This is a genomic window from Geopseudomonas sagittaria, assembly GCF_900115715.1.
In the GTDB taxonomy this organism is placed as follows: domain Bacteria; phylum Pseudomonadota; class Gammaproteobacteria; order Pseudomonadales; family Pseudomonadaceae; genus Geopseudomonas; species Geopseudomonas sagittaria.
On record NZ_FOXM01000016.1, the window covers coordinates 15,482 to 34,349 of the forward strand.

Annotated in this window: 20 protein-coding genes and 2 pseudogenes; 21 read left to right on the top strand and 1 reads right to left on the bottom strand. The window is 62.6% G+C overall.

Annotation, left to right across the window (positions count from 1 at the left end; all coding sequences use genetic code 11):
- Positions 1-59: 59 nt before the first annotated feature.
- Complete coding sequence (locus BM297_RS17160) at positions 60-1,310, top strand: FAD-dependent monooxygenase (protein ID WP_092433723.1); 1,251 nt, start codon at positions 60-62, stop codon at positions 1,308-1,310.
- Positions 1,311-1,541: 231 nt separating this feature from the next.
- Positions 1,542-2,279: pseudogene (locus BM297_RS17165) on the top strand (IS5 family transposase).
- 17 nt (positions 2,280-2,296) lie between these two features.
- Here BM297_RS17165 and BM297_RS17170 read toward each other — a convergent pair.
- Positions 2,297-2,585 (bottom strand): annotated as a pseudogene (locus BM297_RS17170) (transposase); the annotation flags it as partial.
- A gap of 427 nt (positions 2,586-3,012) precedes the next feature.
- Between BM297_RS17170 and BM297_RS17175 the strand changes: the two are divergent.
- The 19 genes from BM297_RS17175 to BM297_RS17265 all read left to right on the top strand — a co-directional run bounded on the left by BM297_RS17175 (position 3,013) and on the right by BM297_RS17265 (position 18,867).
- The gene (locus tag BM297_RS17175; RefSeq protein WP_092433725.1) at positions 3,013-3,768 is read left to right on the top strand and encodes a hypothetical protein; all 756 of its coding nucleotides are present in this window, start codon (positions 3,013-3,015) and stop codon (positions 3,766-3,768) included.
- A 125-nt stretch (positions 3,769-3,893) separates the two neighbouring features.
- Positions 3,894-4,115 (top strand): AlpA family transcriptional regulator, encoded by a 222-nt coding sequence (locus BM297_RS17180; RefSeq protein ID WP_092433727.1) that lies wholly within the window; start codon positions 3,894-3,896, stop codon positions 4,113-4,115.
- Positions 4,116-4,126: 11 nt separating this feature from the next.
- Positions 4,127-4,972: a ParA family protein gene (locus tag BM297_RS17185; RefSeq protein WP_092433729.1), complete on the top strand. Its 846-nt coding sequence runs from the start codon at positions 4,127-4,129 to the stop codon at positions 4,970-4,972.
- Positions 4,969-6,309, top strand: coding sequence for a replicative DNA helicase (gene dnaB, locus BM297_RS17190; protein ID WP_092433731.1), 1,341 nt, complete (start codon positions 4,969-4,971; stop codon positions 6,307-6,309). Before BM297_RS17185 ends, dnaB begins: the two co-directional genes overlap by 4 nt.
- Entirely contained in the window at positions 6,309-7,829 is a 1,521-nt protein-coding gene (locus BM297_RS17195) for a ParB family protein (RefSeq protein WP_092433733.1), read from the top strand. The genes dnaB and BM297_RS17195 overlap by 1 nt, the downstream gene beginning before the upstream one ends.
- A gap of 15 nt (positions 7,830-7,844) precedes the next feature.
- Positions 7,845-8,396 (top strand): DUF2857 domain-containing protein, encoded by a 552-nt coding sequence (locus tag BM297_RS17200; protein ID WP_092433735.1) that lies wholly within the window; start codon positions 7,845-7,847, stop codon positions 8,394-8,396.
- A complete protein-coding gene (locus BM297_RS17205; RefSeq protein ID WP_092433737.1) occupies positions 8,393-9,613 on the top strand; it encodes an STY4528 family pathogenicity island replication protein in 1,221 nt (406 codons plus the stop codon). The genes BM297_RS17200 and BM297_RS17205 overlap by 4 nt, the downstream gene beginning before the upstream one ends.
- Before the next feature lie 205 nt (positions 9,614-9,818).
- A complete protein-coding gene (locus BM297_RS17210; RefSeq protein WP_092433738.1) occupies positions 9,819-10,565 on the top strand; it encodes a PFL_4669 family integrating conjugative element protein in 747 nt (248 codons plus the stop codon).
- Positions 10,552-11,085 carry a DUF3158 family protein gene (locus BM297_RS17215; protein ID WP_092433741.1) on the top strand — a complete coding sequence of 178 codons (534 nt, stop codon included), beginning with the start codon at positions 10,552-10,554 and terminating at the stop codon, positions 11,083-11,085. Before BM297_RS17210 ends, BM297_RS17215 begins: the two co-directional genes overlap by 14 nt.
- Entirely contained in the window at positions 11,063-11,506 is a 444-nt protein-coding gene (locus BM297_RS17220) for a single-stranded DNA-binding protein (RefSeq protein ID WP_092433744.1), read from the top strand. The genes BM297_RS17215 and BM297_RS17220 overlap by 23 nt, the downstream gene beginning before the upstream one ends.
- A 30-nt stretch (positions 11,507-11,536) precedes the next feature.
- Positions 11,537-13,549: a DNA topoisomerase III gene (locus tag BM297_RS17225; protein WP_092433747.1), complete on the top strand. Its 2,013-nt coding sequence runs from the start codon at positions 11,537-11,539 to the stop codon at positions 13,547-13,549.
- A 767-nt stretch (positions 13,550-14,316) separates the two neighbouring features.
- Positions 14,317-14,880, top strand: coding sequence for an STY4534 family ICE replication protein (locus BM297_RS17230; protein ID WP_092433750.1), 564 nt, complete (start codon positions 14,317-14,319; stop codon positions 14,878-14,880).
- Positions 14,881-14,968: 88 nt separating this feature from the next.
- Complete coding sequence (locus tag BM297_RS17235; RefSeq protein ID WP_092433752.1) at positions 14,969-15,223, top strand: hypothetical protein; 255 nt, start codon at positions 14,969-14,971, stop codon at positions 15,221-15,223.
- Between the two features lie 108 nt (positions 15,224-15,331).
- Positions 15,332-15,829 carry a RadC family protein gene (radC, locus tag BM297_RS17240; RefSeq protein WP_092433754.1) on the top strand — a complete coding sequence of 166 codons (498 nt, stop codon included), beginning with the start codon at positions 15,332-15,334 and terminating at the stop codon, positions 15,827-15,829.
- A gap of 153 nt (positions 15,830-15,982) precedes the next feature.
- Positions 15,983-16,522 (top strand): PFGI-1 class ICE element type IV pilus protein PilL2, encoded by a 540-nt coding sequence (gene pilL2, locus BM297_RS17245; protein WP_092433755.1) that lies wholly within the window; start codon positions 15,983-15,985, stop codon positions 16,520-16,522.
- Positions 16,519-17,193 carry a hypothetical protein gene (locus tag BM297_RS17250; RefSeq protein ID WP_092433758.1) on the top strand — a complete coding sequence of 225 codons (675 nt, stop codon included), beginning with the start codon at positions 16,519-16,521 and terminating at the stop codon, positions 17,191-17,193. The genes pilL2 and BM297_RS17250 overlap by 4 nt, the downstream gene beginning before the upstream one ends.
- Positions 17,190-17,891: a TIGR03759 family integrating conjugative element protein gene (locus BM297_RS17255; RefSeq protein ID WP_092433761.1), complete on the top strand. Its 702-nt coding sequence runs from the start codon at positions 17,190-17,192 to the stop codon at positions 17,889-17,891. Before BM297_RS17250 ends, BM297_RS17255 begins: the two co-directional genes overlap by 4 nt.
- Positions 17,873-18,433 (top strand): lysozyme family protein, encoded by a 561-nt coding sequence (locus tag BM297_RS17260; RefSeq protein ID WP_092433762.1) that lies wholly within the window; start codon positions 17,873-17,875, stop codon positions 18,431-18,433. The genes BM297_RS17255 and BM297_RS17260 overlap by 19 nt, the downstream gene beginning before the upstream one ends.
- Positions 18,430-18,867 (top strand): integrating conjugative element protein, encoded by a 438-nt coding sequence (locus BM297_RS17265; RefSeq protein ID WP_092433764.1) that lies wholly within the window; start codon positions 18,430-18,432, stop codon positions 18,865-18,867. The genes BM297_RS17260 and BM297_RS17265 overlap by 4 nt, the downstream gene beginning before the upstream one ends.
- The last annotated feature ends 1 nt before the right edge of the window (position 18,868 follow it).

The window sequence follows — 18,868 nt, forward strand, 5'->3', positions numbered from 1 at the left end:
TGATGTCATTCGCGCTATCTCAATTTTCGTCCACACCTAATAAGAAAGAGATAATCATTATGAATGAAAAAGAAACCAATAAAATACGCCGCATTGCTGTGGTCGGTGGCGGTATCGGTGGCTTGACCTTTGCGATTGCGATGCGCCACCACGGTATCGACGTTGATATATACGAGCAAGCGGAGGAATTGCGTGAGGTGGGTGCCGCGGTCGCATTATCCGCCAATGCCACGCGTTTTTATTATAACCACTGGGGTTTGGGCGAGGCGTTTGACGAGGCTGCGTTTGAAATTTCTGCCTTGATCTACCGGGACGGAAAGACTGGCCGTGAAATCGGCAGGCACGCCGGGGGGCAGACGTATCGAGACCTTTTCGGCGGCCCCTATCTCGGCATCCACCGGGCCGAGCTGCAAAGGATTCTCTCCACCAAGGTGGGTATGGAACGCATTCACCTGAATAAACGCCTAGTAAATATCGATGATACTGGCGAGCACGTAGTGCTGAACTTCAAAGACGGTAGCAAAGCGGAAGCCGATATCGTCATTGGCGCTGACGGGGTGCGTTCCACTGTACGAAACTTGATGCTCGGTTATGAAGATTACATATACGCGGGGTACACGGCGTTTCGCGGCATCGTGCCAATCGATAAACTACCGAGCATGCCTGATCCGACCGCTATTCAATTCTGGATGGGTGAGTCCGGCCACTGCCTTCACTACCCGATCGGCGGAGACAGGAAAGGAGACATCAATTTCTTTCTCGTTGAACGCACCCCGACGACCTGGCCACTAAAACAGTCGACCGCACCTACAGGCGACGGTGAACAATTGCGCCTCTTCAAGGACTGGCATCCCGCTCTCCTTGAGATGATCGCTTCGAACACCTTGAAGACAGTCAATCAGCGATGGGGCATGGTTTATCGCATGACCCTTGGCCGCTGGAGCAAAGGTCGGGTAACGCTGCTCGGTGATGCCGCACACTCCCTAGTACCGCACCATGGACAGGGTGCCAACCAGTCGATCGAGGATGCCGTGGTCCTAGCTGACTGCATTGCCGCTGCGGGTTCCGCGTCGATTGCAGAAACCTTTGAACGTTACGAGCGACTGCGTCGTGGTCGGGCGCGCAAGGTTGTGTATGCGTCCGTGACCACTGGCGATATGTTGCACTTGCCACCGGGTGAAGAGAGGGATCGGCGCGATGCACGTCTTGCCTCACATGATGCCATGCTGCATCACCTCGATTGGATCCACGGCTTCGACGCTAGCGATCTCAACGAGCCAGATGAACGCCAGGGCGGAACCTGGTTGTGATACGGGTTCTCTACGTCACATCTGAATGTAATTTACCGTAGAAGACCTGTGGTGCAATGCTGCTCACCTAAGCGGAGCAGCATTGCGATTAACCGGGAAGCGAGCCCTAGAAATCCTCACCGCCCTGGGTCTTGATGGCTTATGGCCTGTGGACGTTTCGCGCTGGAAGTCTTGAGGAAGAGAAGCAAACCCGCAGAATTGAGGTTCCTACACCAATTCTGCGGGTTTGCAATGCCCCGATTGATGCTCAGTGACGAGCTTGGTCGAAGCTGGAAAAAATTCAGCTTCAGCAAGCGATTTACCACAAGCCAGATATGCGGATGGCGGTTGAGTGAATACATTACCGGATGCGCGTGGGCTGCCCCTGGAGAGACCTGCCCAGTGCCTTTGGGTGCTGGAACTCTGTGTACAAACGATTCAACCCTTGGTCGGCGGCCGGCAAGTGGCTCAACGTTTTCAACGCTTTGCTCGAGGAGCCTGACTTTGAGTGGGCATTCATCGACGGCACCTATGTAAAGGCCCATCAGCACAGCGCCAGTGCTGCCAGCGGTCAGCCTGAGGCGATCGGCAAAAGCCGCGCCGGTCATACACCTGGCGGTCGATGCGCATGGTTTGCCTGTGGCTTTCGAGATCACCGGAGGCGACATCAACGACTGCACGGCAGCTCCCGAGCTGATTGCACAGCTGCCGTCTGCCGAGGTGATCGTAGCGGACAAGGGCTATGACCGTGAGCGCATCCGCGAACAGATCGAGACGCAGGGCGCCCGACCGGTGATCTCCAGAAAGCGCAACTCGATCAGGGGCAATGCCGACTTGGACAGGGGGCTGTATCGCTACAGGCATCTGGTCGAGAACGCCTTTGCGCGGCTGAAGCACTACCGGGCCGTGGCGTTCCGATACGACAAGCTGAAGCGAAATTACGAGAACATGGTAGCCATTGCCTGCGGGTTCCTATGGCTACCCATGTGAAACGTCAACAGCCCCTAGGTATCCAGATCGATCAAGCCTTCCTGATTCAGCCAGATGTGCAAACGCTCAGAGTACTCGGTCGAACGTGCCGTCGTCCCGCCAGTCACGAAAGCGCTGATATACCGTCGACCATGGACTGAACCGCTCTGGCAGGTCGCGCCAGGCTGCACCTGAACACATGATCCAGAGGATGCCGTTGAGCATCAGTCGGTCATCACTGCGAGGTCGTCCCATCTTCTGTTCGGGGGAAACCAGATCGGCGATCAGCTCCCAAGCTGCATCCGGGAGTTCGTAGCGCTTTGCCATGCGGGCCTCCAGCCTGTCATGGCGCCGATTCTACCCGTTCGGACTTTTCGTACAGAACCTAGTGCCGATCTGCCAGTGACAGCCCGGCCCCCTCCAAAAAAGCCATCTTATTTTGTTGACTGCTTGTCAAAACGAAAAAACCTCATAGCTATCACGACTTGAAATACTGCCCATCCCACAGGAAGCGCTACATTTATACAAGCCTGTCGCAGAGCACGGAACTAGCAACATTTAGTCCGTGAGCATTCCGTAGCGAACGGCATTAGCTGCCCTACAAGGGCTTCTCATGCAGAGAGCATAGCAAGAAATTCTCTCCGCCTTTGGAAGCACTGGCTGTGGGGGCGATCACCAGGAGTAATTCTTATGCCGTGGGCACAGCATGACTATGCCATTGAACACGCGCATAAAACAGCATGGAATCAGTAACATGTATAGGAACCCACCATACAACCCAGACGCCAAGACTTTCTACTACCCTATCGAAGCCGCTCTTCGCTGGTGCAAACTACTGGCCTTTGAAGATGAGATACTGCTTGCCAAGCTGGACTCTCCATGGTCCTGCCGGCAGGCTTTTCCACAATGGCCTTGTTTGGGTGCCAACATTGAGAAAATTCTGGATGCGATCCAGAGCGGAGAACTGCCTTTCGGCTGTCTGGGCCTTACTGTGCAGCCGGAAACACCAGTGGAAACACGCTGCCTGACTATACGCCATACCGATCTGAAAGCCTGGATGGCACACTACTACCCGGACCAGAAGCCGACATTCCTTTTCGACGCCATTGAGCGCACCACGCATCAGGCCATCAGCTTCGAATCCTTCCAGGTGCTGCAGGCCGATCGGGAGGCCCTCGAAAACAAAGTTGCCGAGCATCAGCAATCCTATCGATTGCTATTGGCTCAGAATGCCGAGCTTGAGCAGGCGAAAGGCCTGTTGATGGCGCAGATCAGTAATCAGCCTGCTGAGGCCAGTGATCGTAGCGAAACGACGCACTTGAACATTATCGGCTCTCTTCTCCATCTGCTGCTTTCAAACTCCCCTTCCGGAAAACCCTACTCGAGTTTCAGAAACCAAACTTCGATCATCTCCTCAATCGTCGCCCACCACCGTGGCCGGCTTGGTATCACCGAACGCACACTCGAGCGAAAATTTGCCGCGGCAAGGCGCAGTCTGAATAGAAACTGAAAAATATCGCTGTTCACCGCCAATACGGTAAGCCGTACCGCCATTACGGTTTACCGTTGGCCAATACCCGCTTTGCTACAGATCACAACCCAGCATGCGCCACCCGGCGCCAAGGAGTGATCACAATGTCCAGGCAGACCCATCCCGCACAAGACCTCCCCCTTCCGAGTACTGAGCGACTCATCCTGCGTCGTGAAGAAGTGGAGCGCCGCACCGGCTTCAAGAGGGCACACATCTACAACCTGATGAAGGCCGGCAAGTTCCCGCAGGCACGGCGCATCGGTCTGCGCGCAGTTGGCTGGGATTCTCAGGAAATCGAGCAGTGGATTGCGGCCCGCCTGGGCTGAGGGGAACGACCATGCATATCGTCTCGATCATCTCGACCAAGGGCGGCGTCGGCAAGACCACAATCGCCGCCAACCTCGGCGGCCTGCTGGCCGATGCCGGTCTGAGCGTGCTGCTGCTGGATCTCGACAGTCAGCCGACGCTTTCCAGCTACTACGAGCTCGCGTGGAAAGCCCCCTGCGGAGCCTGCGAACTGATTGCCGCCAACCTGGACGACCGCATGCAGGTGGTATCCCGCACCGGCATCAGCGGCCTGGACCTGATCTACTCCAACGATCCAGCCGGCCAGCTGGCTACCCTGTTGCTGCATGCGCCTGACGGCCGCGTGCGCCTGCGCAACCTACTGCCGCGCTTCGCCCCCCATTACGACCTGATACTCATCGACACCCAGGGGGCTCGCAGCGTGCTGCTGGAGATGGCGATCCTGGCTTCGGACCTGCTGCTGTCTCCGGTCATTCCGGAAATGCTTGCCGCCCGCGAACTGCATCGCGGCACGCTGCGCTTACTGGATGAACTGCAACCGTTTCGCCATCTGGGTATCGTCACTCCTCCGCTGTGGCTGCTACTCAATCGTACCGATGCCATCTCCAATGACGCGCACCTGATCATCCAGGGGCTGCAGCAGGCCTTCAGCAACCTGCCGACAGTCCGCATTCTGGACACCCGGATTCCCGGCTTGGTTGCCTACCGGCAGGCGGCCACTCAGGGGCTGCCGGTTCATCGCCTCGAACCACACCAACCCACGGGGCGCAAGGCGCCTTCGGCACTGAGCAGCATGCAGGCGCTGGCCGTCGAGCTGTTTCCGCACTGGCAGGCGCAGCTGCATGCGCTGGCCAAGACCAATGGAGGCGGCCGATGACATCCATCCCGAGTGCACCACCACACTCCATCGAAGCCGAGCAAGGCGTTCTGGGCGGGCTGATGTTGGATAACACGGCCTGGGAGCTGATCGCCGATCAATTGCAGGCCGAGGACTTCTACCGCCAAGACCACCGCTTGATCTTTCGTGCCATCGCAGCGCTAGCCGAACAGGACTGTCCCTTCGATGTGGTGACCCTGTCCGAGCGCCTAGCACCGCATCCCGAGGCTGGCGGCCTGGCCTATCTGGGCGAGATGGCCATGAACACGCCATCGGTCGCCAATATCCGTACCTACGCAGACATCGTCCGCGATCGCGCCCATCGCCGCCGCCTGATGCAGTTCGGCCTGGGCTGCTACCAGGCAGTCTGCGAAGCCGATACCAGCGGCGTGCAACTGCAGGAGCGCTTCGAGCAACAGCTGTTCCAGCTCGGACAGAGCCAGCCGCACGAGTTCGTCGACCTGCAGCAGTGCCTGGCAGGCGTGATCGACGAGATCGATGAGCACTTCAACAGCGGCGAAATCACCACCGGCATTCCCAGCGGGCTGGCCGATCTGGATGCCTACACGGCCGGCTTCCAGCCGGCCGACCTAGTGATAGTGGCGGCCCGGCCATCGATGGGCAAGACCAGCCTGGCCCTGAGCTTCATCGCGGCAGCACTCCTGGCCCAGCCCCAGAGCTCAGTGCAGGTCTACAGCCTGGAAATGCCCGCCCGCGCCCTGGTTTACCGATTGCTTGCCATCCTCGGCGAGTTGCCGCTGAGCAACCTGCTGACGGGGCAACTGCAGGATGAAGACTGGCCACGCCTGACTGCTGCCGTGGCTCGACTGCAGAGTTACGGCGAGCGTCTGGTCATCGACGACACGGCCGCTCTGAGCTGTAGTGCCCTGCGCGCCCGGACGCGACGAGCCAGCCGCCGCTGCGGAGCTCCCTCTCTGGTGCTGGTGGACTACCTACAGCTGATGCAGGCCTCCGCCAAGGAGAATCGCCATCTGGAAATCGCCGAAATCTCGGCATCGCTCAAATCCCTGGCCAAGGAGCTGAGTTGTCCGGTGATCGCGCTGTCCCAGCTCAATCGCGCCCTGGAGCAGCGCAGCAACAAACGCCCATTGCTGGCCGACCTGCGCGAGTCCGGCGCCATCGAGCAGGACGCCGACCTGATCCTGTTCGTCTATCGGGACGAGGTCTATCACCCGGACAGCGAGGCACAGGGTACCGCCGAACTGATCATCGGCAAGCACCGTAATGGACCAACCGGCACGGTGCATTGCCGCTTCATTGGCGAACAGGCGCGATTCACCGCTCTGCCGGACCCGCGCCGGGGAGGAGAATGCTGATGAAAAGCTTGTCCTCCTCCCCGGATGCCATCACGGAGAAGCTGTGGCCGGATCGACCGGCCGGCACAACACCTCTGCAGTCGCCCACCCTGTCCGACCCGTTGTGCGACACCCCCATGAGGGTGACCTTGGAACAGCTGCGTCCCTATGAGCACAACCCAAGACTGATCCGCAACCCGCAGTACGAAGAGATCAAGGCCTCGATCCGGACTCGCGGGCTGGACCAGGCACCTCCCATTACCCGGCGCCCCGGCGAGTCGCACTTCATCATCCGCAACGGTGGAAATACCCGCCTGGCAATCCTCAACGAGCTGTGGCAAGAGACCCGTGACGAGCGCTTCTTCCGCATTCACTGCCTGTTCAGACCCTGGGCCGATGAAACTACGGCCCTGCTTGGCCATATGGCCGAGAACGACCTGCACAGTCCGCTCACCTTCATTGAGCGGGCGCTGTCGGTCGCCAAGATCAAAACCCTGTTCCAACGCGACGGCGGAGAGCTCAGCCAGAGCGAACTGGCTCGGCGCCTGACCGCTGGCGGCTATCCGATCTCCCAACCCCATATCAGTCGCATGCTCGACACCCTGGAGCATCTGCTGCCGGGTCTTCCACAAACGCTCTATGCCGGACTGGGCAAACCGCTGATCCAACGCCTACTCGGGCTGCGCAAGCAGGCGAAACGCGTCTGGGACCGACACCCAGACACCCGGAACGACTTCGATGAGCTGTGGTTCAGCACTCTGGCCAGCCTCGATGAACCGGGCAGCTTCGAGCACGAGCGCCTCAAGGACGCCCTCCTGGCCGGTATGAGTGAAGCGCTGGGGCAACCGGGCCGACTACTCGCTGCGGAGCTGGCGGATACAGCCGAGACACTCACAGGAGCCAATAGCAGGCCACTGACCACTCCGCACGCGGAGGTCCAGCTGCCCACACCCGCAGCTCCCGACAAGTCCGCACATGCATCGAGGCAAGACCTCCAGGGCCCCGAGTCGGCATCGGCTACCACCGCAACCTCCCACCCGTCCCGTGTCGAGCGCATCCGCCAGCAGATCGCCGCAGAGAACACACCAACTGAACATCGGGATCACGCGCAGGACAACGACCTGTGGCACATCGACCGTGAGATCGACAGACCAGAGCGCCTGCGAGAGGAAATTTCCCATCTGGCCCGCGAGCTGGCGAACCATGCCGGCACCCCTGACAGCGTGATGAGCTGTGACGACGGTCTGGGTTTCGTGTGCCTGCCGCTGCAGCCCCTGAGCACCTGCAGAGCGGCATCGATTCATCTGCTGCTCGGCGCACTACTGCGAGCTCATGACCGGCTGGATTGGCAGGATCGCCGCCAACTACCGGCCGCCCTGTTCGGCCAGATCCTGCTTGGCGTCTACCAGCTGCCGCTGCCCAACCAGCCGCCCGAAGACATCGGTCTGGAACGCTTGCCAGACCCGCAAGTGCTCCAGCTGTTTCGCCTGATCCGCCTGGCTCGCCGCCTGATCGAGCTGACCACAGCCCCGCTGGACTGACCGGAGACTCACGCCATGAACGTCTCTTTCATCATTCTCAACCAGACCATGCTGATTCAGGTACTGCACGAGCTGCGTCATGGCAACCTGCAAAGCTGCCAGACCCTGGGCCTGAGCGAACACGACATCGATCAGCTGCAGTCCCTGTCGCCAGGCACCCTGGCACGGCTGGAACATGCCAGTGCGCCCTGGGTGCAGATTAATGCCACCGCCTTCCGCCGCATCCTGGCGCAAAGCGAACATGATGAGCAGCATGACCTGCTGATCAACCGTGCACTCAGGCTCGGCGCCAGCAGCCGCATCATGTACAAATGCTTCGGCTTGGTGCACTCGGAAACGGCCATGCGCCGGCGCGTCCTGAATATCCTGGCACGCAAGGGGCGCCCACAGCACCTGAGCGAAGAGCAGGAGCATGCCCTGTGGCAACGCTGGCGGCAGATACGCACCAAGGCATCCTGCACTGACCCCGCCGAGCAGCTTGAAGAGATGATGATCCTGGCCGAGGAGCAGCAAATCAGCCTGACTCTCGTCTGGCGTCAGATCGAACAGCACAAGGGACAAAGATGAAGCCCTCCGGGCTCGTGCGCTGGCAGCGGGTCCTCCAGCAGCAGGCACGCCAGATCCAGGCGCAGTGGCCCTCCCGGCCTGCCGCCCCCAAACCCGGCCCTGGCGGCCTGCAGGCTGGCTTCATGTACAGCGGGCAGCTGCACGAAAGCGTGCCCCGGCAGCTGCTGCTGGACAATCGTCTGACGCCACTGGAGCGCAACGCCTGGCAGGTGATCCGCCTGCTGATCGACGATCAGGGCCTGTCCACGCCTCGCTACGAAGATCTGCAGGCCTATCTGTCCAGCGTGCCCTATGGCACCGCGGCTTCCCGGGAAACCATCGCCCGAATCCTGACCCTCCTCCGCCTGACCCGCTGGCTGAGTCTGGTCATCCGTGGTCGCGACCCCATCAGCGGTCGACTGCAAGGGTCGCTCTATGTCCTGCACGATGAGCCACTGACTCCGGCCGAAGCGTTGGAGCTCGATGCGGGCTATCTGGAACTGGTCGGCAGCGGCCTCAGCCATGCTTCGAAAGCTGTGCGCATCGTGGCCGAGCATGTCATCGAGGATATCCAGCAGGATACCGATATCGACCAGAGTCGCCTGCCGACGCGTCTGGAGGCCTGGGGCGAGCGCTGCGCCCGACAGGCTGCCGGTAGCGCACCAGAACAACCGGTCATTCACGAATCCGAACGGGGTGATCCGCGCCCGGTTCGGATTCGTGCCAGTCCCGGTTCGGATTCCGAACCCAGCCGCAAATCAGGCTCCTGCCACCCGGTTCGGCATCCGAACGCCGCCAGTACTGTACTTGATACCAACACCGGTATTTGTATCAGTACAGTACCCCGCTCGCAGGCCCGCGAAGGCGGCGGTCCCCCTCTCGAGTGGCCGGACAGCCTAAACCTGAGCCCGGCCGAACGTCTCGCCGCACAGCAGGCTCTGGGCAAGCTTCCGCCAGGCGATCGCCAGACCGTGCTGGCCGAAGCCGGCGCCCGCTGCGCCGCCGGAGGCATCCGCAAGCCCGCTGCCTACCTGATGAGCCTCATCCAGCGGGCCCTGCAGGGCGAATTCCATCCCTGGGCCGCTACCCCTGTCAGCCAGCCAGCCGCAGACCGCCCTCCGCGTCCTACCGAGCCCGTCCGCTCCCGCAGAAACTCGGGCGATCCCATTCCCAGCCAGGTGCAGGCCTGCCTGGAGGAGCTGCGCAAACTGGGCAGATCGCACAGCGGCAAGCAGTGAGGCTTGTTCAGATGGATTATGCCACTGGCATGACTCCCAACCGGGAGCCTGGCTGACTCCCGACCTATGCCACTGGCATGGATCCAGGCGCCGCAAGGTATCGCTCGGCGAAAAAACCAACACCGCACTTTCGGTTTTCCGGCTGCAGGTACGAGCGGCCTGCAACATTGTCTGCTCGACCAGCGTCTGCAGCGAGGATGCCGATGTGACCGACCACTACCAACTCAACCTGGGCTCTCTGCGCAGCAGCATCAGCCTGACCCTGCATACCCATCATGCCGCTCGCATCTGGCAGGGACGTCCGGCCCGCGACGGGGTCAGGCCGATCATGGGTATGGCGGGTTACATCAGCGTCACCAACCAGATCAAGCAGGCCGCCTCCTGCGATGACCCCTACGCCGACTGGGCCATGCTGCAGCTCGAGGAAAAGCTGCTGCAGGCCAAAGCCGGCATGAGCGAGCTGAGCCAGAGGCTGGAGCAGATCAATCAACACATTCCGATCCAGGTCGACATCGGCGACAACCTCAACATCCATCCAGTTACCCTGCCGCTGTTCATCGGCAGCCAGCTGGGGTTTCTCGCAGTCTATCTGCTCACCGACTACGACACCTTGGTACGCCGCACCCTGCTCGCCCACCATACCGCCCTGATCGGGCGGGCAGACATGGAGCGCACCATCGACAGCGGCGCACACCAGTTGCGCAGTCTGTTCGGCCTGGCACAGCGCTATCGACATTCAGGGGCCAGTCGCGAGGACATGCAGACGCAGAATGCCAGGGCATTAGCGGCCATCGAACGCTTCGGACTACCGCCAGAAGACGTCCTCGCTGGCTCCAGACGGTCGCAATTCGCCCCACCCATCGCGCGCCGTGGCGTTGAGCCAGGGGAGCCAGCGGAACTCACACTGACCGACACCATCAGCCAGGCAGGTCTTGACCATGAACAGGAATGAGCCTGGCCCATCCACAGCGGGCTGGCTGACCCAGGAGGCCTATCGACAGTTTGAACACACTGCCTCTCTAAAAGGCCTTTTACAGCCCTTTAAGGGTAAGGGGGAACTGGAGTCCCTGGCGCAGCTGGCCAGAAGCATCGAGGCCCAGCTGGCTGAGCTGATGACCCGGCTCGAACAGTCGGCCAGGCATGCACCCTACTCCCTCCTCAACCTGCGCCTGGCCCGGCAGAGCACTGGTGCCGGCAGCACCTTCCTGCGCTGGCGTTCGCGGGACTTCTCGCGGATGGGCGTCAACGTCTGGGCCGACCAGATGAACAACCCGACGCATTCACCCAGCTTGCGCCAGGCGCTGTACCACGCCGAGATCGACCGCATCGCGCTGAACCTGCAGATGAGCGTTACCCATTCGCTGTACCGCCAAGCCGTGGAGTGCGCGGGCAAGATGACCCTTGCCGAAGAGCTCCTGCGGCAGTTCCCCAACCCAAGGAGCATCCAGCATGAGCACTCTTTTCATCGGTGAAGGCAACATCGGCAGCGCGCCGGAGTTTCAGGAGTTTCACGCGGACCAGGACGAGCCGCGCCGCCTACTGCGCCTGAATGTCTATTTCGACAACCCCATCTCGCGTAACGGCAGCTATGAGGACCGCGGCGGCTACTGGGCACCGGTCGAGATCTGGCACCGCGAGGCCGAGGCTTGGAGCCAGCTGTACCAGAAGGGCATGCGCGTTCTGGTACAGGGCCGCACCGTGCGAGAAACCTGGGAGGACCAGGAGGCCAACCCCAGGGTGACCTTCAAGATCGAGGCGCGACGAATCGGCATCCTGCCCAATCGCCTGGCGAAGGTGAGTCTCATGGAGCGCTCCGCCACAACGCCGGAGACCACTTCCGAAGCCGATGCAGAGGCCAGCAAGCCTGCCCGCAAACGCACCCCCCGCAGCTGATACGGCCCGGACTGTCCAGGAGCAACCGCCATGCGCCTGTTTCTCTGCGAAAAACCTTCCCAGGCCCGGGACATCGCCCGAGTGCTCGGCGCCCATCGCCGAGAGGAGGGCTGTCTGAGCGGCCGGGATGTCATCGTAACCTGGTGTGTCGGGCATCTGCTGGAAGCCGCCCCGCCCGAGGCCTACGACGCCCGCTACAAGCAGTGGTCGCTGGAGGACCTGCCGATCATTCCCAAGCGCTGGCTGGTCGAGATCAAGGCCAGGACAAAGGACCAGTTCAGGGTCGTCAAGCGCCTCCTGGCCGAAGCCGAATCCTTGGTCATCGCCACCGATGCCGATCGTGAAGGTGAGCTGATCGCCCGTGAAATCCTCGAGCTGTGCGACTACCGGGGCACTGTTCAGCGCCTCTGGCTGTCGGCCCTCGATGAGACCTCGATCCGCAAGGCACTGGCCGCCCTGAAGCCCGGCGAGGAAACCTACCCGCTGTACCTGGCGGCCCTCGCCCGCTCCCGTGCCGACTGGCTGGTCGGTATGAACCTGAGCCGGCTATTCACCCTGCTCGGCAGGCGCGGCGGTTACGATGGCATCCTCTCGGTCGGCCGCGTACAGACACCGACCCTGCGCCTGGTGGTGGATCGCGACCGCGCCATTGCCAGCTTCGTGCCAACGCCCTACTGGCAGGTCGACGTCCGCCTGAAGCAGGATGGGCAGGCCTTTGCCGCGCAATGGCAGCCCCCCGAGGCTGCCCTCGACCAGCAGGGCCACTGTGTCGACCATAACCTGGCTCGCGAGGTCGCTCAGCGCCTTGCCCAGGAAACCAGCGCCTGCGTCAGTGCTATAGACAGCGAGCGCCTGCAGCAGCCTGCCCCCTTGCCATTCGCCCTGAGCACCCTGCAGGAGCTATGCTCACGCAAGCTGGGTCTCGGCGTACAGACCACCCTGGACATCGCTCAGTCGCTGTACGAGCAGCACAAGGCGATCACCTATCCCCGTACCGACTGCGGCTATCTGCCAGACAGCCTGCGCCAAGAAGTGCCGGCCGTGCTGGCGGCGCTACGACACAACGACCCGACTTTGGCCCCGCTGCTGGACAGCCTGAACACCAGCCTGCGCTCGCGCGCCTGGAACGATGACAAGATCACCGCCCACCACGGCATCATCCCCACGGTGCAGAGCGTGGATCTGAGATGCATGACGGTGAACGAACAGGCGATCTACGCGCTGATCCGCGGACACTATCTGGCGCAGTTCCTGCCGGCTCATGAATGGCTGCGCACCCGAGTCGAACTGTCCTGTGCAGGCCAGCAGCTGCTGGCGATCGGCAAACAGGTTCTGCAAACCGGCTGGCAAAGGGTGCTGAACGATCCCGAAGAGCCCGACTCGGACAAGCCGGCCGAACAGTCACTCCCGGCACTCGAGCCAGGCCTCCTGTGTTGCCTCAGCCACACCGAGCTCACCGAGCAGCAGACCCGCCCCCCGAAGGCCTTCACCGAAGGCGACCTGCTCAGGGCCATGAAGGGAGTGGCCAGACTGGTCGAGGATCCGCGCCTGCGCCGTACGCTCAGAGAGAGCGCCGGCATAGGCACCGAAGCGACTCGCGCCGGCATCATCAAGGGCCTGATTGAGCGTGGCTACCTAGTGAAGAAGCAGCGTAGCCTGACGGCCTCGGCTGCTGCCCACACCCTGATCGAGGCAGTCCCAGCGGCGATCGCCGACCCAGGTACCACGGCAGTCTGGGAACAGGCCCTCGACGAGATCGCCGCCGGACGCATGAGCCTGGAGCACTTCCTCATGCGCCAGACTTCCTGGATCGAGCGCTGGGTCAAGCACAATACCCAGCTGGAACTGCAGCTGCCGACGGACAAAGGCCCCGCCTGCCCACTGTGCGCCAGCACAACCCGCCGGCGCAGTGGCCGCAATGGGCTATTCTGGTCCTGCAGCAAGTACCCGGCATGCACGGGAACGCTGGGCATGGCTGACACAAAACCGGCCAGACGCGCCCCCAGCCGCCGACGTAGCCAGACAACACGTACAGACCGATAAGCTCCGGGCAGGTCGGTCGGACTCAGCCGAGTACGGAGCCTGATTAACCACGGACCTGACCACACCCACCGCGTTACAGCGCCGCCGGGACGGATGCCCTCTGCCTCCTGCAGCAGGAAGCAGCGGCCATCCGCTCCGGCGGCCATGCTCAATCCCGGCGCCCACCGGGGAAACACTGGGTGCCCTTTGTGCGCGGATGCGTGCCGATACTGAAACGACCCAGGCCACGACAAGGGTCGACTGGTGCGTCGCAGATCGACGGCCGGAGGTGGCTGATCTCTTCCCAGCCTGGCGTGAACGCCAGGCTTCTTTTTCTGTTGTCAGACCATCGACCACATGTCTTGGCCGAGTGAACCGAAACTACCTCCTGCATAGAACGCCGCAAACGCCAACATGCTCCACCAAGGAGTTCCACTGCGTTATGGCCGTGAAAGCCCCCTTGCCAGTAGCTTGACGCCCTCACCGCCCCGGCCTATACAAAACATGCACAGCGCTGTCGTCGACAGCACTGCCCAGGTAGCCAGGACCTTCAAGGCTACGCCAGTTTCTGGTGGTCCAGCCCCAGTGCGATCAGCGTTCGGAAGCTCGCACAATCACTGCGGTGATGAACGCCTTCTTCTCTCCTTCGGTGAGTCCTTCACCTGCTCTGCCCAACCTTACTGCTGCGTTGCCAGGAACTGGCCGCTGTTCGTTGCTGTTTTCACCCCGAACGGGATTCGCCTCCCGTTCGGGATGGTGTTCCCGCATTTACCCTGAGGAGCACCACCATGAACCCGAGCAGTTCCCCGACCACGAAGTACTTCGATCTGCATACCAGCGGGATCGGCTATCTCAACCGCATTCGCGAGGTTCCGGTACGCCGTGGCAATGCCTTCATGGCTTGCGATATCGCAGCACTGCACGGAGCCGAAGACGATGTGGAATACACCCACTTCGACTGCAAGGTCAGCGGCGGCGAGGCCGAACGGCTGATCCGTCGCTGCCAGGATGCAGTCATCGCCGGAAAGAAGGTCCTGCTGGCATTTCGCATCGGCGATCTATGGATCGACACCTTCGTCTATGGAAAGGGCGACAAGGCCGGCCAACCGGGCGCGAGTCTGAAAGGCCGTCTGCTGTACATCGCCTGGATCAGGATCGATGGCCAGCAGGTCTACCAGGCCGCCCCCAGACCTGAGCAGAGCGACGAACAAGGTACGCTCCCTGCAACACCTGAGGCTGCCAGCGGGCCCTGTATCGAGCCAGGCACAACGGCGCCAGCAGACAGCCTGCCCGACACCAACCCAGCGAAAACCAGGCGCAGTCGCGCCAAGTCCGCAACACCGACGTCCTGACGATCAGGACTGGTCTCACTCACCCCATGACGGGAGCATCATCCCGTCATGGGTGGTGCTTCCTGTTGCCATTGTTCAGGAGGTATCCATGGAGAGTTTCTGGCTATGTGACGACTGCCTGTTCGGAGCGGCCTATGAAGACTACAGCGCGCTGTCGCTGCTTGAGGATGCCGAGGCGGAACAGCGCGAGCGAGATATCCGTCGCGGCCTGATGCAACTGGCCCCGCTGTCAGCCGACTTCGATGCCGAACAGGGCTGGGGAATCCAGGCGTTTTCCCGCTCACCCTGCGACTGCTGCCATTCGTCACTGCATGGCCAGCGTCACCGCTTCACCCGCATCTGATTACCAACCGGTCGTCAGTCGTCCTGCGACCACTCACGCCATGCTCATCAGCCCCTGGGGGATCACTCCCCTCGGGGCGCGCATCTCCCGCCTGCGCGGAGAAACACCATGAACCTTTCTCTCAGCCTGATTGAAACGTCAGACCACACCCAGGACCAGCAGCGGGCCCAGGAGGACCAGGTCATCGCCGAAGCCATGCGCATCATTGACCAACGCATGTTCCAACGCGGTGCCGCACTTACCTCGCCCGACGAAGTCCGTGACTTCCTGAAACTGCAACTGGCAATGCAGGAGCACGAGGTCTTTGCTGTGGTCTTTCTCGACACCCGTCACCGGGTGCTGGCCTTCGAAGTCCTGTTTCAGGGCTCCATCGACGGTGCCAGCGTCTACCCCCGGCAGGTGGTGAAACGCTCGTTGTACTGGAACAGTGCCGCGGTGATCTTCACCCACAACCACCCCTCCGGCTGCGCCGAACCCAGCCAGGCCGACCGTATCCTCACCCAGAAGCTCAAGGACGCCCTGGCCCTGGTGGAGGTTCGCGTACTGGACCACTTCATCGTGGGCGAAGGCCAACCCCTGTCACTGGCCGAATATGGCTGGATGTAATCCAACGGCGCCTGCGGGCGCCGCTTTTCATGCTTGTGTTCGCCACACATCAACATTTCCGGGGGAACTCGAACGCCACGATTCGGTTTATCGGCTGCCCCGACCCACCGCTCCTGCCAAGGTTTCACGCACCCTTGGTTGGAGAGCCTTCCCATGTCCCGGCAGCTTGTCACCCTCGTCCTGATCAGTGCCCTGACGGGCTGCGCCGGCCAGCAGGATTGGCCACAGGACATCAGCCCGGCACCGATACCCCGCCCAGCCTCCCCACCACCAGAGGTCGTGCCCTACGGTCGCTACACCCTGATCAGTACCGAGTCGACCGAGGGGCAGCGGGATCTGCTCGCCCAGATCGTCGATATCCGCATCCCCGCCAGCCTAGAGCCGAGCGTGGAAGATGCGATGCACCATGTGCTGCAGCGCACCGGCTATGTACTGTGCCCCGCCAGCGCCGGATCACGGGTGCTGTACAGCCACCCCTTGCCGGCAGCGCATTACCAGTTGGGACCGATGCGTCTGCGTGAGGCGTTGGAGATCCTGGCCGGCCCGGCCTGGCAGCTGCAGGTGGATCAGCAGCAGCGCCAGCTGTGCTTCCAGGTGGCTCAGCCCCACAGCGCAACCGAGACAGCACCTGTAGAACCAAGCGCACAGGCCTACCCTGCCGCACCCGACCAGGCGCTGGAGGTGCGGCCATGAACGCCGTCCGTGTGCGCGACGCCATCCTGGGCCTCCTCATCCTGGCCTTGCCGGCGCTCGGACTTGGCCTGTACCAGCTGCACGGTCGGCTGGCAGCGCTGCCGCACGACCTGGTGGAGCAGCCGCAACTGGGCCTGCTGCAGGAGCGGCTGCTGGCCATGAGCGAAACCAATGCCGGCTTTACCGTCATGCTCGATGAGCACCAGCAGCACCTGGCGGTACTGGAAAACCAGACAGCAGCGCTGCACGCCGGAATCGAACAGGGCGAAGCCGCACTCACCAGCCTGCAACAGGCCCAGGCCAGTCACGCACAGCGGTCTGAGCTACAGTCCCTCGCTGAGCGCCTCAGCCTCGCGGAGACCCAGCTCCGCGCCCTCCAGACGGCTCTTGCCACCAGGCCGGCCCCCAAGCCACGTCGCACAACCCCGCGCCGCCAGCCTGAGCGGCTCACACCACCCTTTGCCGCGCTGTCCATCGAGAGCCGCGGCGGCGAACGCTTCCTGACGATAGCCCCCACGGCCAGTCGCTCCCTGCGTCATGTGCGCCTGCTGCGCTTGGGCGAGCAGTTCGCAGGCTGGCGCCTGACGACGCTGGACAAGCAGTCCGCGCAGTTCGCCGTTACCGGCAAGCCCGAGCAGAACCTGCCGCTGCCTGGAGGGAATGCGCCATGAAACCCGTTGCCGCCCTGGCACTCCTGCTGCTGTCCTCGGCACAGCTGCAGGCCACGCCAGAAAGCCGCACCAGCGTCACCACCAGCAGCCTGGCCACGCTGACCCGGGAGAGCCTGGAACAGGCCAAGATCTGGGGACTTAGCGAACAGGAGTGGTCACGCTTCCGGGAAATCCAAGCCGGTCCACGCGGCTACTGGAGCCCCGGTCTGGACCCGCTCACCACCCTCGGTGTCGAGGCACGCAGCGACGCCGAACGCCAGCGCTACGCCGAGCTGCAGGTGCGCCTGGAGGCCCAGCGCGCCGAGCGCGAGCTGGCTTATCAGAACGCCTATGCCGACGCTTGGGCCCGCCTGTATCCCGGCCAGCTGCCGATCCGGGGCCTGAGCGATGCACCCCGAGCTTCACCGGCGACACCGCGTCTGGCGTTGTTCGCTGCCAGCGACTGCGCGGCCTGCCTGAACCGGGTCCGCCAGTTGCAGGCCAGCGATACGCCGTTCGATCTGTATCTCATCGACAGTCAGGGAGATGACCGGCGCATCCGCGATTGGGCGCGGCAGGCCGGCCTCGAACCGGAACGCGTGCAACGGCGGCAGATCACCCTCAATCACGGCCAAGAGCCTTGGGCCCGACTCGGCAGCCAGGGCACCTTGCCCGCCAGCTTCCGTCAGGTGAACGGTCAATGGCAGCGCCTCGACTGATGCTCGCCCTGCTGGCCGGGCTGGCAGCCCAGCCGCTGCTGGCGAAGGAGCTGCCGCCACCTGCCTACCAACTGGCGGCCGAGACTGCCGGCGTACCTGCGGCCGTGCTGTATGCCGTAGCTCTGCAGGAAAGCGCTATGCGCATCCGCGGCCAGCTGCGTCCCTGGCCCTGGACGCTGAATGTCGCCGGCAAGCCCTGGCGCTTCAGGCAGCGCGCGACAGCCTGCCAGGCACTGCAGCGGGCGCTGGCCAGCACGGATGTCCGACGGATCGACATCGGCCTCGGCCAGATCAACTGGGGCTACCACGGCCAACGCTTTGCCAGCCCCTGCGCCGCTCTGGAGCCTTATCGCAATCTGGCCGTCGCCGCACAACTGCTGCGCGAGCAATACCAGATCAGCGGCGACTGGACGCTGGCCGCAGGACGCTATCACCGCCCTGCCGGCGGAGCCCCTGCCGCCCGCTACCGGGCCGGTTTCACACAGTACCTGGCCCAGATCCAGGACGCAGCGCCCCTCACCCAGCCGGAGAGTCACAGATGAAGCCTCGTCACTGCACTGCCCTGCTGCTGGCCTTGCTGCTGTCTGGCCCCTGCCTGGCCGATCCTGTTGCCCAGCCAGCGACCTATCGCTGGCATGCAGCCCTGGATGAAAGCGCCATGCTGCCGGTCACCAGTCCCAGCCTGTCACCCGGCAAGCTCACGCCACGTCCCCTGAAGCTGCCTGGCCTGCCCCGACTGTTTCTGGTCGGTGACGATCCGCACTCCCTTGCCTGGCTGACACAGCGTGGAGAGACCCTGCAGCAGATGCGCGCGGTCGGCCTGGCGATCGAGGTGGCCGATGCCGCTGCCCTGCAACGGCTTCGCGCCGCGGCACCGGGACTGACCATCCTGCCGATCAGTGGCGAGGACATCGCACGGCGCCTGGGACTGCTGCACTACCCGGTGCTGATCACCGGCAGCGCGCTGGAGCAGTAAG

Excerpts from the sequence above, each read along its gene's own strand:
- BM297_RS17215 (WP_092433741.1), top strand. The coding sequence starts at position 10,552 with ATGAACAGGAATGAGCCTGGCCCATCCACAGCGGGCTGGCTGACCCAG.
- BM297_RS17185 (WP_092433729.1), top strand. The coding sequence starts at position 4,127 with ATGCATATCGTCTCGATCATCTCGACCAAGGGCGGCGTCGGCAAGACC.
- BM297_RS17255 (WP_092433761.1), top strand. The coding sequence starts at position 17,190 with ATGAAACCCGTTGCCGCCCTGGCACTCCTGCTGCTGTCCTCGGCACAG.
- pilL2 (WP_092433755.1), top strand. The coding sequence starts at position 15,983 with ATGTCCCGGCAGCTTGTCACCCTCGTCCTGATCAGTGCCCTGACGGGC.
- BM297_RS17175 (WP_092433725.1), top strand. The coding sequence starts at position 3,013 with ATGTATAGGAACCCACCATACAACCCAGACGCCAAGACTTTCTACTAC.
- BM297_RS17205 (WP_092433737.1), top strand. The coding sequence starts at position 8,393 with ATGAAGCCCTCCGGGCTCGTGCGCTGGCAGCGGGTCCTCCAGCAGCAG.
- dnaB (WP_092433731.1), top strand. The coding sequence starts at position 4,969 with ATGACATCCATCCCGAGTGCACCACCACACTCCATCGAAGCCGAGCAA.
- BM297_RS17200 (WP_092433735.1), top strand. The coding sequence starts at position 7,845 with ATGAACGTCTCTTTCATCATTCTCAACCAGACCATGCTGATTCAGGTA.
- BM297_RS17225 (WP_092433747.1), top strand. The coding sequence starts at position 11,537 with ATGCGCCTGTTTCTCTGCGAAAAACCTTCCCAGGCCCGGGACATCGCC.
- BM297_RS17265 (WP_092433764.1), top strand. The coding sequence starts at position 18,430 with ATGAAGCCTCGTCACTGCACTGCCCTGCTGCTGGCCTTGCTGCTGTCT.
- BM297_RS17250 (WP_092433758.1), top strand. The coding sequence starts at position 16,519 with ATGAACGCCGTCCGTGTGCGCGACGCCATCCTGGGCCTCCTCATCCTG.
- BM297_RS17260 (WP_092433762.1), top strand. The coding sequence starts at position 17,873 with ATGGCAGCGCCTCGACTGATGCTCGCCCTGCTGGCCGGGCTGGCAGCC.
- BM297_RS17220 (WP_092433744.1), top strand. The coding sequence starts at position 11,063 with ATGAGCACTCTTTTCATCGGTGAAGGCAACATCGGCAGCGCGCCGGAG.
- BM297_RS17195 (WP_092433733.1), top strand. The coding sequence starts at position 6,309 with ATGAAAAGCTTGTCCTCCTCCCCGGATGCCATCACGGAGAAGCTGTGG.
- radC (WP_092433754.1), top strand. The coding sequence starts at position 15,332 with ATGAACCTTTCTCTCAGCCTGATTGAAACGTCAGACCACACCCAGGAC.
- BM297_RS17230 (WP_092433750.1), top strand. The coding sequence starts at position 14,317 with ATGAACCCGAGCAGTTCCCCGACCACGAAGTACTTCGATCTGCATACC.
- BM297_RS17160 (WP_092433723.1), top strand. The coding sequence starts at position 60 with ATGAATGAAAAAGAAACCAATAAAATACGCCGCATTGCTGTGGTCGGT.
- BM297_RS17180 (WP_092433727.1), top strand. The coding sequence starts at position 3,894 with ATGTCCAGGCAGACCCATCCCGCACAAGACCTCCCCCTTCCGAGTACT.
- BM297_RS17235 (WP_092433752.1), top strand. The coding sequence starts at position 14,969 with ATGGAGAGTTTCTGGCTATGTGACGACTGCCTGTTCGGAGCGGCCTAT.